The 13,774-nt window shown below is 52.2% G+C and carries 18 protein-coding genes; 16 read left to right on the forward strand and 2 right to left on the reverse strand.

The window, feature by feature from the left end; genetic code table 11:
* From BM344_RS00005 to BM344_RS00040, 7 genes are all read left to right on the forward strand, one after another.
* A partial coding sequence (locus BM344_RS00005) for a hypothetical protein (protein ID WP_208603358.1) occupies positions 1-456 on the forward strand: 456 nt, incomplete at its 5' end.
* Positions 457-555: 99 nt separating this feature from the next.
* The gene (locus BM344_RS00010; RefSeq protein ID WP_091984473.1) at positions 556-822 is read left to right on the forward strand and encodes a hypothetical protein; all 267 of its coding nucleotides are present in this window, start codon (positions 556-558) and stop codon (positions 820-822) included.
* Positions 823-1,811: 989 nt separating this feature from the next.
* Positions 1,812-2,126: a hypothetical protein gene (locus BM344_RS00020; protein ID WP_091984479.1), complete on the forward strand. Its 315-nt coding sequence runs from the start codon at positions 1,812-1,814 to the stop codon at positions 2,124-2,126.
* Between the two features lie 243 nt (positions 2,127-2,369).
* Positions 2,370-2,816, forward strand: a complete 447-nt coding sequence (locus tag BM344_RS00025; RefSeq protein WP_091984482.1) for a hypothetical protein — start codon at positions 2,370-2,372, stop codon at positions 2,814-2,816.
* Positions 2,817-2,918: 102 nt separating this feature from the next.
* Positions 2,919-3,287 carry a hypothetical protein gene (locus tag BM344_RS00030; protein ID WP_139229609.1) on the forward strand — a complete coding sequence of 123 codons (369 nt, stop codon included), beginning with the start codon at positions 2,919-2,921 and terminating at the stop codon, positions 3,285-3,287.
* Positions 3,288-3,390: 103 nt separating this feature from the next.
* Positions 3,391-3,870 (forward strand): hypothetical protein, encoded by a 480-nt coding sequence (locus BM344_RS00035; RefSeq protein WP_091984487.1) that lies wholly within the window; start codon positions 3,391-3,393, stop codon positions 3,868-3,870.
* Between the two features lie 72 nt (positions 3,871-3,942).
* The gene (locus BM344_RS00040; protein ID WP_091984490.1) at positions 3,943-4,317 is read left to right on the forward strand and encodes a hypothetical protein; all 375 of its coding nucleotides are present in this window, start codon (positions 3,943-3,945) and stop codon (positions 4,315-4,317) included.
* 477 nt (positions 4,318-4,794) lie between these two features.
* Here the strand turns inward: BM344_RS00040 and BM344_RS00045 are convergent, their stop codons facing one another.
* Positions 4,795-5,838 (reverse strand): IS110 family RNA-guided transposase, encoded by a 1,044-nt coding sequence (locus BM344_RS00045; protein ID WP_091984494.1) that lies wholly within the window; start codon positions 5,836-5,838, stop codon positions 4,795-4,797.
* A gap of 169 nt (positions 5,839-6,007) precedes the next feature.
* Between BM344_RS00045 and BM344_RS00050 the strand changes: the two genes are divergently transcribed.
* The 8 genes from BM344_RS00050 to BM344_RS00085 all read left to right on the forward strand — a co-directional run bounded on the left by BM344_RS00050 (position 6,008) and on the right by BM344_RS00085 (position 10,161).
* Positions 6,008-6,313 carry an NIPSNAP family protein gene (locus tag BM344_RS00050; RefSeq protein ID WP_091984497.1) on the forward strand — a complete coding sequence of 102 codons (306 nt, stop codon included), beginning with the start codon at positions 6,008-6,010 and terminating at the stop codon, positions 6,311-6,313.
* Between the two features lie 127 nt (positions 6,314-6,440).
* A complete protein-coding gene (locus BM344_RS00055) occupies positions 6,441-7,100 on the forward strand; it encodes a hypothetical protein (protein WP_139229610.1) in 660 nt (219 codons plus the stop codon).
* Positions 7,101-7,110: 10 nt separating this feature from the next.
* Entirely contained in the window at positions 7,111-7,758 is a 648-nt protein-coding gene (locus tag BM344_RS00060; protein ID WP_167363192.1) for a class I SAM-dependent methyltransferase, read from the forward strand.
* Between the two features lie 101 nt (positions 7,759-7,859).
* On the forward strand, positions 7,860-8,231 hold the full coding sequence (locus tag BM344_RS00065; RefSeq protein ID WP_091984507.1) for a transposase: 372 nt from the start codon (positions 7,860-7,862) through the stop codon (positions 8,229-8,231).
* 11 nt (positions 8,232-8,242) lie between these two features.
* A complete protein-coding gene (locus BM344_RS00070) occupies positions 8,243-9,082 on the forward strand; it encodes an IS3 family transposase (RefSeq protein ID WP_265734096.1) in 840 nt (279 codons plus the stop codon).
* 66 nt (positions 9,083-9,148) lie between these two features.
* Positions 9,149-9,502, forward strand: a complete 354-nt coding sequence (locus tag BM344_RS00075) for a hypothetical protein (protein ID WP_091984513.1) — start codon at positions 9,149-9,151, stop codon at positions 9,500-9,502.
* A 156-nt stretch (positions 9,503-9,658) separates the two neighbouring features.
* Positions 9,659-9,901: a type II toxin-antitoxin system Phd/YefM family antitoxin gene (locus tag BM344_RS00080; protein ID WP_058092928.1), complete on the forward strand. Its 243-nt coding sequence runs from the start codon at positions 9,659-9,661 to the stop codon at positions 9,899-9,901.
* A complete protein-coding gene (locus tag BM344_RS00085) occupies positions 9,898-10,161 on the forward strand; it encodes a Txe/YoeB family addiction module toxin (RefSeq protein ID WP_091984517.1) in 264 nt (87 codons plus the stop codon). Before BM344_RS00080 ends, BM344_RS00085 begins: the two co-directional genes overlap by 4 nt.
* A 444-nt stretch (positions 10,162-10,605) precedes the next feature.
* Here BM344_RS00085 and BM344_RS00095 read toward each other — a convergent pair whose 3' ends face one another.
* Positions 10,606-12,240: a sensor domain-containing diguanylate cyclase gene (locus BM344_RS00095; RefSeq protein ID WP_167363193.1), complete on the reverse strand. Its 1,635-nt coding sequence runs from the start codon at positions 12,238-12,240 to the stop codon at positions 10,606-10,608.
* A 499-nt stretch (positions 12,241-12,739) separates the two neighbouring features.
* Between BM344_RS00095 and cysP the strand changes: the two genes are divergently transcribed.
* Entirely contained in the window at positions 12,740-13,774 is a 1,035-nt protein-coding gene (gene cysP, locus BM344_RS00100) for a thiosulfate ABC transporter substrate-binding protein CysP (protein WP_091984526.1), read from the forward strand.

The raw sequence follows: 13,774 nt of genomic DNA on the forward strand, positions 1-13,774 counted from the left end.
GCGTTAAATTCAGGGAGGAATATGAAACATTTTCTTTTGGCTTCTACAGTTGTTTTGTCTGCTTGCTCTGAGCCACCACCAGGCTGTGATAGTGACTTTGCCCAAATGGTTGGCGAGGCAGTTTCATCAGGGGAAATTTCCAGCGTGCTCGACATGTATTACATGGAGGGAGTCGACGAGTTCACCCGTGATTCAATTAAACGAAGCTTTGAGCGGAACTTCGAAAAAACCGTTGTTGGCACTGAGATTGTCGACTTCCCGGAAGACGGTTTGACCGAGTATGAGATGAACGGCGTACGCTACAAAATAAACCTAAAGCCCGAGAAAGAGCTCATTATTCATTTTGCAGAAGAGACGGACGGTGAGGGTGGTATACATCAGAGTTCGATGAGCCTGCCACTTGGAGAGTACGAGGGCCATTGTTACATAGCGACGGCAGCGAAAGTCTCGGATTGAATTTAACCAAGTGGTCAACGGGACGCCTACTACGCTGCGCTCCGTAGCCGCCCATTACCACCGGCGTTATAGCCACAAACCAAAGGGAAAGTTGGTAGCTTGAAATCGAAACTCCTCACAAGCCTTATTGTCGGTTTGGCCTTGCCCTGGACCTTTTTTCTGTTTGTCACTGTCGGTCCGGTAAGGGAGTACAGCGAATCCGGAGAGGTAATCGGAGAATCTGGAGTCGCTGGCTTCATCCAGTTTCACGGTTTTGCCGATGCGTTGATGATCTACGCCCAAGCAATCGCTGTGTGTGGTGTGTTAGCTTTCGGTATATGTTGGTTAAAAGAGGCTGTGGATCATGCCCTCAAGCCCAAGCTATAACAAGGCGCATCAATACGCGGCCGGTGGCCGCCGGACGCCCTTTACATTGCGGCTGCGCCTCCATTTCAAGGGCGCCGTTGTGCGCTGGCGTTAAGTGTTTATGACCGAAACTTGTGCGATCGAAGTAATGATCCGAAAGGCCGCGCCGCGTTCCTATACGGTCACTGGCGGGCATTTTGACTATGGCAGCCTCTATCAGGCGAGCCTAGCCGGTGAGTCGTATGTCTTGCCCATCTCTCAGATTTCAGAAATTCAAGATCTCGGAAACGGGCGGCACATTGTTGTGTTGCCTAGGTGGTTGGCCCGCAAAAGTGGGCTTCTAAAGTATGAGCGTAAGCTATAGCCTCGGTGGCATTTTAGCCCATGCATTCAATTACTTAACAAATAGTTGTAGTACGTTCCGGGCCTGGCGGCCCTACACCGGACGCCCATTTCGCTGCGCTACATGGGCGCCGCTAAACAAGGGCGTTAAAGGTCATATGAGATCAGAGGATTTTGAGAAGACCCGCCAACCTATGAAGGTGTTAGTTGAGCTAACCCAAACGGACAGTGGCGGTCGTGTTAATCCGGTGGTTCCTGGCGAGAATTGGCGTCCCGACATGTATCTGTCTCAAAGTGACCGCCAGTTTTGGGGGCAAATCGATTTTGAGACTTTGGTTTACCCGGGTAGCACGCAAGAAGGGTGGTTAAATGCTAGCTATCCGAGAGACTTATCTGATCAGTTTGTATCAGGTACAAAAATAAGACTCATGAATGGGGCGCAAATTGTTGGTACCGCCACAATCCAGTAGCCCGCTTCAGACCTTTAACCAGGGGCTCAAGCCGACCGGTACTACGCTGCGCTCCGTACCGGCGGCTTAGCCCAGGCGTTACAAGTCGTTGTTTCTGGGGAATTTGCACTTAACTGAGGGAGTGGGCTTGAGAATCCCACAAATCAAGGCCCTACCAAGCGGCCTTCTGAACTGCTTAAACCGTAAAAGGAGCATGCCGTGAACATCTTAGGCTACATCATTCTTCTTGTTGCCATGGTTGTGATCTGTCTGGTTAAGAAGCAGAACATGGAGCGTATGCGCACAGTTATCGATCCAATGTTTGGGGTTGGCCTGATATTGGTCGGTGCGGGTAACTTCATGAGCGGTGAAATGATTGGCAGCCAAAGGGTGTACAACCTGCTTAACAGTTACACTGTTCGGGAAATGTGGACCATGGAAAGCGATCCGGTTCCGTTTGTCGCTGTGAATGTTTTCTTTTTGCTGGCAGGTGCTGGTTTGATTGGCTGGCGTTTTCTTAAAAAGGCAAGTTAATCGAGCGGGTTCACCAGGTGTGGGTGTGACTAGTTTCGCTGATTAATTCCTTCACAGATTCCCGCTATCTATCACCGATAGAAGACTCATGGCTTTCAGGTTCTGGCTATTGCACATAGCCGGCGAAGTTCGCAGTACTGGTTTGGAAGACTGTAACAATCGGCTGCACCGCGACCGATTTTCCGCCGCTTCGCGGCTCCAAACCGGCACGTGAGCAGGGCGTTAGCTGTAGATCATGATCCTATGAAATATCTGAATGAACTATTGGTTGCAGCCGGAATTGCTCTGTTGGCCTATGGCTTTAACCAGCCATGGTCTGCCTACGATGCAGCGGAAGTGAAAAAGATAGAATTCATGGCGGATACTGAGGAATTCTCTTATGTGTACTCAGAATTTGCTCGCCGGGTGAACGAACAGATTGCATTGCGTAGATCCTGCGTCGAACAAGGTGAGGACTGTGATGAGCAAGAAACGAAAGAAAAAATGAGAGCTTTAGATCCGGGGGCCACCGAGTGGGGAAATAGGGCAAACTTGCTTAAGGTCGAGAATCAAAAGGCAATGCGGCTCGCTATGCACTACCAGAAAATGAAAAACATCTGGCTTGCGGTTGGCGTGCTGAGCTGTTTATCGGGACTAGTCGTTCTTGGGGTTGGTCTAAGGGGGATCCTACGTGCACAGTCGCACAGCTAACCAGTAGTTCAAGTACGTTCCGGCCTGACGGCCTCCACCGGACCGGTTTTCCGTTGCACTCCAAACCGGCCGCTTAACATGGGCGTTATGTGTTTACCGCACGTGAAATCTATTGAGGTAGCGATGAAGATCACGGGAAAGGAAGCCGTTATCTATCTCGATTCAATCCCGGATCGGGTTGCTCTCCACCGAAAGGACAACACGGACAAGTTTTGGTCCTATAAGCTTAAATTGGGCAAAAAAACAGAGTTCGCTTTTGACCCAAAGACCACAACAGGGTTATTCGTGCGAGTGGACAGGGAGCCACCTCAGATTGCTGGACTTTCTGAAGTTCAGCGAATTTCGGGAAAAGATGTTTCTACCGCGTTGGAGAGAGTTTTCTCCGGTGGGCTGCACAAAGCGAACTACCAAGTAACCATTGAAAGCCAGGCAGCTCTCGATGCGTTTATCAGCCACTACGAGAGTCTCTGACTCACATAACCAGTAGTTGTAGTTCGTTACGGGCCTTCGGCCCTCCACCGGACGCCCCTGTCGGGGCGCCGCTAAACAAAAGCGTTACGAGTGAGGGAAAGCCATGGCGAAGATCGTAGATCTTGATCACAAATGGGCAACATTGGTTGGTCGCTTTCTGATTGCTTTTGCGGCTATGGAGAGTTTGACCCTACAGACCCTCAAAGAATGGCTCAAAGCCCCTGTGTACCGTCATGTTATGAATATGAGGTTTGGACAAAGAGTGGATTTAATTGTCGACCTCGCGCAAGAGCAAGATGCGCCGGCTGACAAAGTTGAAGCATTTACGAGGAATTTGGAAAAGGCTAAAAAGCTAGCAGAGAAGCGAAATGCTGTAGCTCACAATCCACTTGTACTTTGCCTTTTTGACGGAGAGCATAATCTCACCGAAGCAATTGCATCGGACAAGAAAGAGCATGAAATCATTGAATTCGAGGAGCTTGAGCAACTGGCGCTCCAGGCAGAAGCTCTCGAAGAGGAACTGTTAGAGAGTAAGGTCGCACTTCGTCTACATGACTTTGATCTGCGCGATCTGCGCTCGTAACTAGGTGGTCAACGGGACGCCAACTAAGCGTTGCTCCGTTGGCGCCCATTACCACGGCGTTAAGTGTATCTAATGGACGATCGAGCATTTACGAAGCTTACCGATTACCTCAAACAGATCCCTGCAATTGAAGGGTCAATCGGCCACGGTGCAGACGATGAAGGCAGGTGGTGGGTAAAGTTCACTATCAATATTGAACACCCGTTGGCTTGGCAAACGGTGCAAGAGCTAGGGCATGTACTCAACTACCTCTCAGTAAATGAAAGGTTGCCAACGTCCTTTCAGCCGGTATCGCCACCTCCATACATGAATGGTGGCCCAGATGAGTTTTTGTCTTGGGTTATCGAGAGTCATGATCCTGAATTCAGGCCCGGTACCTGCGCAAAGTGGCTAGAGGGGAGATTGCCAAACCCTGTTTCAGATCTTGAGCAGTGGGGGATGGAATGAACATACTTAACACATATGAGCCTTCTTCCGATCAATAGGCAATAGTCATTTTTTTGGCCGCGCCAGCGGCCAATTTAAATCCATGAACCAGAGCACCTATCTTCGCGAGTCTCGCTAGGCTGTCAGGTACTTACAGCAAACACATATAGGGGCTCACTTACGTGGCTTTCGGCCACTGCCTGATCAGTCGTTCCATCGGTGGATCAGGGGCACCAGACATTCATCGGTTAACCGGTCGCTGGCACTATTCAAGGGACGGGCTGCAAGGCTCCAGTTAGGTTCAGGCTCAGCACCGGTGCAAGTACGCTGGCTCATGGTATTAAAAGGCACGCCCACGGGGTGGCTAATCAAGGTGCTCTGGCTTCAACGTCGGTGATAGAAAACCGGCTGGGCATCGAGTGCCAGTCTGCGGACGCCCGGTTTTCGGTCATCTTCCTGCCTGATCCAGTTAGACATCATTCTCACCCCGTGGCGTGACTAACCCTTCAGGAACCGTTGTTCATCGAAGACCCTCTGATGCTTGAGCATGAAGTAGGCGGCCCGACCCAGCTTGTGGGCCAGCGCCGACAGGGCTTTGGCCTTGTTCATGCGCTTCTGGAGTTTCTGTAGATAGCGCTGGGCCTTTTCATTGCCGCGCAGATACAGCACGGCCGCTTCCGAGAAGGCCCACTTCAGATGCGCGTTGCCGATCTTGTTGCCCTGAGTGCCATAGACCTTTCCTGCCGATTCGGCTTTGCACTTGATCAGTCGCGCGTAAGACGCGAACTTCTGAACCGTCTCAAATCGATGAATGTCGCCGATCTCGTAAAGGATGGTCAGTGCCAGGATGCGACCGATGCCGGGAATGCTGCGAAGCACACTGAGGGATGTAGGATCGTGCTGTTTGGCCTGCTGCTCCAGATGCCATTCCAGCTGGCTCAGCTGCTGGTGATAACAATCGATCAGAGCCAGATCGAGATCGATGTTGCGCTGCACATCCTTGTCGGCAAAGGCGGCGTGAGCCTGCTTCCGATGGCCCCGGTTCTTCAGGTTCAGTTTAGTCGGTGGCAGGTTGTACTGACTGGTGGTGTTCACCACATGGGCCTTGAGCATCGCCCCGTGATGAACGATGCGGGAGCGTCGGCGCAGCAGGTCACGGGTCGCCCGCATCTCTTTGGGGTACACGTAGGCCAACGGGAAATTACCGCCCTTCATGAGCATGGCGATCTTGAACGAATCGATGCGGTCGTTCTTGGTTTTACCCCCGTGAATGGCCTTCATGTACAGGGCGTGCCCCAGAATAAAGTGGATGCCGTGTTCCTCGCACAGATCCGAGAGCCAGTACCAGCAATGCATGCACTCGACGCCAATGACCAAGTCATCGCGGAATGGGGCAAGCAAGTCCAGCAACGCCTGAGGCTGGGCTTTGATTTCCTTATGCAGTAGTACTTCGCCGGAGTGGTGAATGACGCACACATAAAGACTGCGGGCGTGGAGGTCGATTCCACAGAAGTGACGGTGAGTGCTATTGTAGAAATTCATGAGTCTTCTCCCTTTGTTGTGCTTGGTCGCCTTCCAGCTTAGCGGTCCGCCGCTAGGCTGGGGAGAAGGCTCAATCAGTATCAAGGTGGTCAACGGGACGCCAACTACGCTGCGCTCCGTTGGCGCCCATTACCACTGGCGTTACAAGGCCAACTGAAAGGGAGTTCAAGTGGTTACCTGTTACCTAAAGTACGTTATAGACCCCTACAAAGCCGCCGAGTTCGAGCGCTATTCTAAGATGTGGATACCTTTGGTTCAGAGGTTCGGCGGTCAGCACCATGGGTATTTCTTGCCTTCCGAGGGTGCCAACAATATCGCCATCGCACTATTCACGTTCGAATCTCTGGCAGCCTATGAAAAGTACCGTGAGGCCTCGTTCAAAGACTCGGATTGCCAAGCCGCCTTCAAATACGCTGAAGAAACTCGTTGTGTACTAAGCTGTGAACGCAGTTTTATGAGGCCGGTTTTTGAGTAAGCTTGTAACAAGTGCATTAAGTCTGTTCCGGCCCGACGGGCCTCCACCGGACGCCCTAGTCGGGCGCCGCTTATGCAAGCGTTAACGCGCAAGTAGTTCAGAAGCAAACGTTGAAGAGAAAAAAGGTATGCCTTCACCAGAGAATTACAACCAGATGCTTTCAAAGCTAGGGAAGCTGACGTTCCTGACAACGTTGATCTTTCTCGTGGCTCTGAGGTTTTTTGGCGTGATTCCTAAAATTGAAGTGGATGATGCGCTTATACCACCGGTAAAGGATTATGAAGAGCTGATCGAGTGGTGCCTTTCTTTTGGGGCGATTCCACTTGCTGGTGCCGGATTAGCTTGGCTTCTTAGCACATTGTTTGAAGTCCATAATAAATTATCCAAGTTTTTCCTTGTTAGGTTTATCTGGGATAAATACTTCATCGTAAAGCCAATGTTAGAGCGTGCCGAAGTTGATGATCATCTTACGCGAAGCCGCGTAAAACAAATTATGGCTGAATTGTATTATCCAGAGGTGAAAAATATAGATCAGCACTATGTGCATATCTTTTGGAGATATGCATTGCAATTTTGGGTATTGTTTGAACATCTTTTGGTTGTAACTGTGACCGTACTGGTGCTAGGGATCTCAAAATTCGAGCTGCCGAGCAAGGGTCTTCTCGTTTATCTATTTATGGTCTTAAGCGTTGCTTCTCTCCATTGGTTTTTTGTGGTTACCCAGAAGTCTAAGGACCAGGCGGATCAGATTTCAGAGCAAGCTATAAGATTATATATGAGAGGCTAGGCTAATAATTGTGCGTTATCTTGTTGATGGGGTTGAAATTCGGTCAGAGAATGCCGCAAAACCTGCGAGCCAAAAGTCGGCCGCAGTTGATTTTTATTTAGCGTCGTTGGAAGGCCGGCCAAAATTGCTAGATTTTGGTTGTGGTAAACTCAGATACTCCGACACCCTTGTGGAGGTTGCTTCAACTGTTACTTTTGTTGATTCTTTTGTTCAATTAAATCGTGAGCAGGTGGTAAGAGGGGGAAAAACAACTGTTCGCGCATTTGTCCGTTCTAATTATAGTAACTGTCAAACTATTTCGTCAGAGGAAATAGACAACCATTTCGAAAAATATGATGTGGTCACCTGTACCAATGTGCTTTCAGCGATACCCTGTCCGGCTACCCTAACACAAGTCGTGGGGTCTATAAGGCGGCTGCTAAAAGCAGGGGGGATGGCTGTTTTTGTAAACCAGCACAGAAGCTCCTACTTTAAACGATATGAGTTAGGAGAAAGGCTTTTGTATGGGTACTTGTATGAAGGAAAGCGGGGGTATTCATATTATGGGATCTTGGGTAAGAAAAATATAGAGAACCTCCTAAGAGAAAATGGCTTTTACATAAATCGGTCTTGGTGTGCAGGTGAAACAACCTTCACTGAAGCATCTCCATGCCGTTAACAAGTGGGTGAATCTGACCGGTACTACGCTGCGCTCCGCACCGGCTGATCTTGCACCTCTTTAGTGGACGGTCTTTTACCGAACACTAGAGGGGGCCCACCATGGGGCAGACCCACAAGAGAAACTACGATCGTTACACCCTGGCGTTCAAGCTGCGGGCCGTTAAACTGGCTAATCACCCTAACGTTAAAACCAAGGATATTGCGGAGGGGCTAGGGATACATCCAGTCATGCTGTACCGCTGGTGTATGGAGCATCGCAACGGGACGCTGGTTGAAAACAAACACATGAAAAAGCAGAAGCCCTCTCCGAAACGGGTGAACCCTCCACCGGATTCTGAAGCCGCCGCGGAAGACGAGCTGGCAAAGGCGAAGAAGCGCATCAAGGATCTGGAAAAACAGCTGAATGCCCGCCAGGAGGAAATAGACCTCCTAAAAAAGGCGCGTCGGTTCTTCGAGAAAAACCGTCGCTGATTTTTGAGTTTATCGAGAAGAACCGGGATCAGTTCAGTATCAAGCGCCTCTGCCTGTTTTTCGGTGTGTCTCGCAGCGGCTTTTATGCCTGGCTCACTCGCCCTATCAGCCTTCATCGACAGCAGGATGAGGTCCTCAAGGGCGCCATTATCGAATTGCACCAGGGCTATCGCCGGGCCTATGGCGCACCAAGAGTGCATCAGGCGTTGCGTCAGCAGGGCCTCCCTTGCAGTCGTCGACGGGTGAATCGGTTGATGAGGACTTTAGAGATTAAAGCCTCTACAACTGGACTGTATGTTTGGCGGCCCGGGCAGCACGCGTTTTACAGCTCCGCCGGCAATCAACTCAAAGGCAGTGAAGCACCGAGCGGCTGCGGTCAGCAGTGGGCTGGGGATTTCACTTATCTGAAAACCCGCACTGGCTGGCTGTACCACGCAGCCATCATTGATCTGTTCAGTCGCAAAGTGGTGGGCTGGTCGTTCAGCAGTCGCCGCAACAGTGAATTGACCAAGAGTGCGTTGCGCATGGCGTTGCTGAACGAAATGCCAGAACAGGGTTGCCTGTTCCATTCTGATCAAGGAATCGAATACGCCGCGCACGAATACCGGGAACTGCTGGAGAAGGCCGGGATGGTTCGCAGCATGAGCCGCAAAGGCAATCCATTGGACAACGCGGTCATGGAGTCCTACTTCCACACCCTGAAAGCTGAGTTGGTGCACAAGCGATTATTCGACACGAAAGTGCAAGCGGTCTCGGAAATTATTCACTACATGATGTTCTATAACAGCGAGCGGCTGCACTCGAGCCTGGGCTACCAATCCCCGGAAGAGTATGAAAAGCTCAGTGCCTAAAGTGTCCACCAAAGTGGTGCAAGATCACGGCGCGTGAGCCGGGCGTTATGAGCGGTGTGCAGGGCAATGAAGCGAGTTGAATTCGACGAAGTTTCTCACAGTGTTGACGAATTCCTGCGGATCTTTAATGAGTCGGGCGCACTAGCTTTTGAAATACCTGAGGCAGATTATTTTCATCTCACCAAGTTGACTAAGTGGTACCACAAGAATAGAGGCTCTGTCGGCGCTATGAGCGAAGGTCAGCTTGGGGAAGTTTTTGAAAAACTTGGTGTAGGAGATAATTCGAAGATCATTTTTATATTCGGGTTTCTTATGCTGGTTTGGAACAAAAACACAAAAATTCAGGCAGAGCGTAAAGCCGGTTTCATCGAGTTTATAGTCAGTAAGGTCGAGGCCCGCGGTGGCAGGCCAGGCTCATAACAAGGCAGTCAACCGGACGCCAAAAGCAAGTCGCTTTTGGTATCCTCCGCTGCGCTCCGGCGCCGGTTACTTTCAGCGTTATGCATTACGTTCGTCTTGACGTACGTACTTATAGGCGTACACTTGATTAAAAGTTAAACACGCAAGAGGTGCGTCATGACCGGAATCACAGCAACTGAGGCGCGCAGCAACCTATATCGGTTGATCGACGAGACCGCCGAGTCCCACCAACCAATCGTCATCATGGGTAAGCGGAACAAAGCCGTCCTGGTTTCCGAGGAAGACTGGTCTGCAATTCAGGAAACACTTTACCTGCTCTCCGTACCAGGTATGCGGGAGTCTATTCGTGAGGGGATGGATACCCCTGTGGATGAATGCGATGAGGAGCTGGACTGGTGACATGGAAGTTGGTTTACACCAAGCAAGCCCAGAAAGATGCAAAGAAGTTGGCCTCCAGCGGCCTCAAACCAAAAGCCCAGGAACTGTTAGCGCTGATAGCTGAAGATCCATACCGCAAGCCGCCTCCGTTTGAGAAGCTCATTGGTGATCTTGCGGGGGGCTATTCACGCCGCATCAATATTCAGCATCGTCTTGTCTACCAAGTGCTCGAGGACGAGCAAGTGGTGAAAGTCCTCAGGCTCTGGAGCCATTACGAATGATGCATAACCAGCCGCTGTTGCCGGACAATTTTTCCACCGCTTCGCGGTTCCAGAATTACCGCAAAGCTTCGCGTTACGCACCACATGGATGATGAGCCGTGAGCAAGATTTTGTATTCACTGTTGGTGAGTGTTTCGTTGGCTGGCTGTAGCGGCAAAGCTGTGTATGACAATATGCAGCGGAACGCCCGACAAGAATGTGTCGGTGTGCCGCCCGCTCAGTATGAAGAATGCATCGAACGTTCCACTAAGTCCTATGAGGAATACAAGAGGGATCGGGCGGAAGTGCTCAAGTCTGAACCATAGAACCTTGGGCCCTCGAAAATCGGGCTTAATAGCGGGCTTGATAGAAGGGAACCCTACGACCAAGCATGTCGGCTCTTGCCTGTGTGGCAAATTTGTTTTCGCAGTCAGCGACACTGAACTGGCTGCCAGAGTAGGCCAGTCACGCCAAACCCGGTGAGGCCGAATGATCGTCCAGCCGGGAATAGAGTGCCACTTGGTTCCGTCCGCCCGATTTTGCCGCATACAGCGCTTTATCCGCTTGCGCCAGCAGGCTGTCCAGGTCATCGCCGCCCTCTGGATACAGGCACGCAACGCCAGCGCTGACACTTATCGTCAGCTCTCCTCTTTCCAGGGGCAGGGGCTTGCCGTTGATGGTGCTTCTCAGGCGCTCGGCCACCTCGCCGGCGATACTCTCTTCAGTGCTCTCCAGCAATACCGCGAACTCCTCGCCGCCGAGGCGGGCCAGTATGTCGGTGTCGCGCAGGGCCTCCTGGGCCATAACGCTGAGGTGAATCAGCGCCTTGTCGCCCACGGCGTGGCCATAGGTGTCGTTGATTTTCTTGAACATGTCGGCGTCGAACATGATGGCGGAAACGGGTTTGCCGGCGCGTATGGCTTTTTTGAGGGCCGTCCGTCCCAGTTCGAAGAAGTAGCGGCGGTTGTTCAGGCCGGTCAGTGCGTCGGTGCGCACAGTTTCCTCCAGGAGCCGATTGGCGTCCTCAAGTGCCCGGGTGCGCTCGGATACCCGGTGTTCCAGGCTGGCATTCAAATCGTTCATCTGTTGGGTTTTCCGGGCCAGCCTATGAAGCAGGTCCCGCAACACGGATGAGAGTACCCGCACCTCCTCGTAGTCGTCTCGCAGCTGTATCAGCGAGGAGGGGTTGTTGAAGTCGATGCGGTCAGCCTCGCGTGCCATCTGCAACAGCGGGCGTGTGGTGCGCCGGGCGGTGAAAACGGCAAAGGTAATCAGCATCAGGGCCAACAGTGCGCCGCCATAAATCAGCGTGTTGCGCAGTGCCCGGGCGGGCTGGAAGGCTTCGATGGCTGGCTTTCGTACGAGTACAAGCCAGTTGAGGGTGGCGTACTCCTCACGATCGCGCAGACGGCTGTACCCCACGAGGTAGGGCTCGGTGCTGTCTTCGCCGGTCATGGCCATGGGCAGGGTGACGTATCCTGGAATGTCGGAGTTGGCTGCCTGCAGGAGTTGCTCATTCAGTTTTTGCCCGACGCTTCCCTCGGGGCCGATCATCACCACACCGTTCTTGTCGGCCAGTATCAGCTCTGCCTGCAGACGGTCCTGCAGGGGAGACAGCAGGGATTGCCCGATACTGGCCACCCAGTCCAGGTACAGATGGGCGCCCAGTACGCCGTTGAAGTTCCCGTCGGCATCCTGCAGCGGCACGGCCACATCCACAAAGCGCAGGGGCGCGCCGGTATCGTTGTTGAGTTTTTCCTCGAGCAACAGTGCCTCATGCACGTCACCCAGATAAGGGCCGTCACGGACTTCCTGGAACCAGGGGCGATGACTGACATCCATGCCTTTAAGGAGGTTGCCGGTACTGGCCAGAACTGTGCCGTCGGCAGAGGTCAGGCCTATCCAGGCGTAACTCGAGAAGTTTGCCGCCAGTGCATTGAGAAGAACGGTGATATCACCGGTTTGCTGTTTCAGGAGTTGCTGGCTGGAGAGCGCCGCGGCTACGGCAAGATCGCTGTAACGCTCATGAAGATCCAGATCGATTTTATCCCGGAGCTGAACCGAGACTTCCTGCAGGTTCTGCCCCGTGGATTTGCGCAAAGCGTTCACCGCCAGATCGCTGGTCAGCCAGGTGCCAACGGTCGTGGCAGCCAGGATCAGGAGGCCGAAAGACAGTACTAGTCGAACTTTGAGCGTGTTCAGGGTTCTGATAGCTGATGTCCCGTCCTTTGTTAATGGAACGATCCCTTGATACCTGAAAATGCCCGCTTTCCCTCGCCTTTGTTTTATCAGTGTAGCTGGCAAGCGCAAATTACTCCTGTGCCGGGCTTGTCATTTTGTTCCTTTGTGCACTTTTCTGGTGCGTTCGGGGAAAGGTCAGGTGAGCGAGGCTACTCCTCGGAATGCCGTTCATTGACGGATCCGCCATCACCATGGTTCTTCGGAGTTATAACCAAACGTTTTTAAGGCAGTCGTAAATTATCTAGTGCGGGCATTGTTCTTCCTACACTCCTACCTTATCTTTGCGTTCTAACCAAGCACGACTCTTATTCTCTCAGTGCATATCAAGATTCTTTGTCAACAGGGAGCTATGCCCAGTATGCCAAATTCAAGTTTTTCCGGTTCAAAGGCGCGCAAAGGGCTGTGGTTCAGTGCGCTGGCGTTGGCTTTCTCGCTCTCGGGCCAAGCAACTGCCCAGGAGCGTGAGCTTCTTAATTCTTCCTACGACATCGCCCGTGAACTGTTTGCGGAGTACAACGTTCTGTTCCAGGACTACTGGAAAGAGAAGACTGGCGAGTCGGTTAACATCCAGCAGTCCCACGCTGGCTCTTCCAAACAGGCGCGCGCCATTCTGCAGGGTCTTGATGCCGACGTGGTAACTTACAATCAGGTGACAGATGTCAACATCCTGGCCGAGCGTGGCAACCTGATTCCCGAAGACTGGGCATCTCGCCTGCCCAACAACAGCTCACCCTACTACTCCACCATGGCGTTCCTGGTGCGCGAGGGTAACCCCAAGAACATCCAGAACTGGGACGACCTGGTGCGCGAAGACGTTGAGCTCATCATGCCGAACCCGAAGACGTCTGGTAACGGCCGTTACACCTATCTGGCCGCTCTGGGCTATGCCCAGGACCGGTTTGGCGACGATCAGGAGAAAATTGATGCCTTCCTGAGCGATCTGCTCGGCCAGGTAAAGGTGTTCGACTCCGGCGGTCGTGGCGCCACCACCACCTTTGTTGAGCGTGGTCTGGGTGACGTGCTGCTGACCTTCGAGTCTGAAGTGAACAACATTCCGGAACTGAATCCGGACAAGAACTTTCAGGTGGTGGTACCGAAGGTAAGCTTCCTGGCCGAGTTCCCGGTTACCTGGATTGACAAGAACATCGAAAAGAAGGGCACTGAAGACGTTGCTCAGGCCTACCTCAAGCACCTGTACTCGGAAGAGGCGCAGCGCCTTCTGGCCAGCTTCAATTACCGGGTACATAACGAGACGGTGAAGAAGGAAGTGGCCGAGAAGTTCCCCGAGCTGAAGCTGATGCCGATCCAGGACATTGCCGGCAGTTGGGAGAACGCGATGGAAACCCACTTTGCCAGCGGTGGAAAACTGGACCAGTTGCAACGTCGCCGCTAA

Source organism: Marinobacter gudaonensis (assembly GCF_900115175.1).
GTDB classification, from domain to species: Bacteria; Pseudomonadota; Gammaproteobacteria; order Pseudomonadales; family Oleiphilaceae; genus Marinobacter; species Marinobacter gudaonensis.

Bases quoted from the DNA above. Each gene is read 5' to 3' on its own strand.
- BM344_RS00080 (WP_058092928.1), top strand. From the start codon at position 9,659: ATGACCGGAATCACAGCAACTGAGGCGCGCAGCAACCTATATCGGTTG.
- BM344_RS00035 (WP_091984487.1), top strand. From the start codon at position 3,391: ATGGCGAAGATCGTAGATCTTGATCACAAATGGGCAACATTGGTTGGT.
- BM344_RS00040 (WP_091984490.1), top strand. From the start codon at position 3,943: ATGGACGATCGAGCATTTACGAAGCTTACCGATTACCTCAAACAGATC.
- BM344_RS00055 (WP_139229610.1), top strand. From the start codon at position 6,441: ATGCCTTCACCAGAGAATTACAACCAGATGCTTTCAAAGCTAGGGAAG.
- BM344_RS00025 (WP_091984482.1), top strand. From the start codon at position 2,370: ATGAAATATCTGAATGAACTATTGGTTGCAGCCGGAATTGCTCTGTTG.
- cysP (WP_091984526.1), top strand. From the start codon at position 12,740: ATGCCAAATTCAAGTTTTTCCGGTTCAAAGGCGCGCAAAGGGCTGTGG.
- BM344_RS00075 (WP_091984513.1), top strand. From the start codon at position 9,149: ATGAAGCGAGTTGAATTCGACGAAGTTTCTCACAGTGTTGACGAATTC.
- BM344_RS00045 (WP_091984494.1), bottom strand. From the start codon at position 5,838: ATGAATTTCTACAATAGCACTCACCGTCACTTCTGTGGAATCGACCTC.
- BM344_RS00065 (WP_091984507.1), top strand. From the start codon at position 7,860: ATGGGGCAGACCCACAAGAGAAACTACGATCGTTACACCCTGGCGTTC.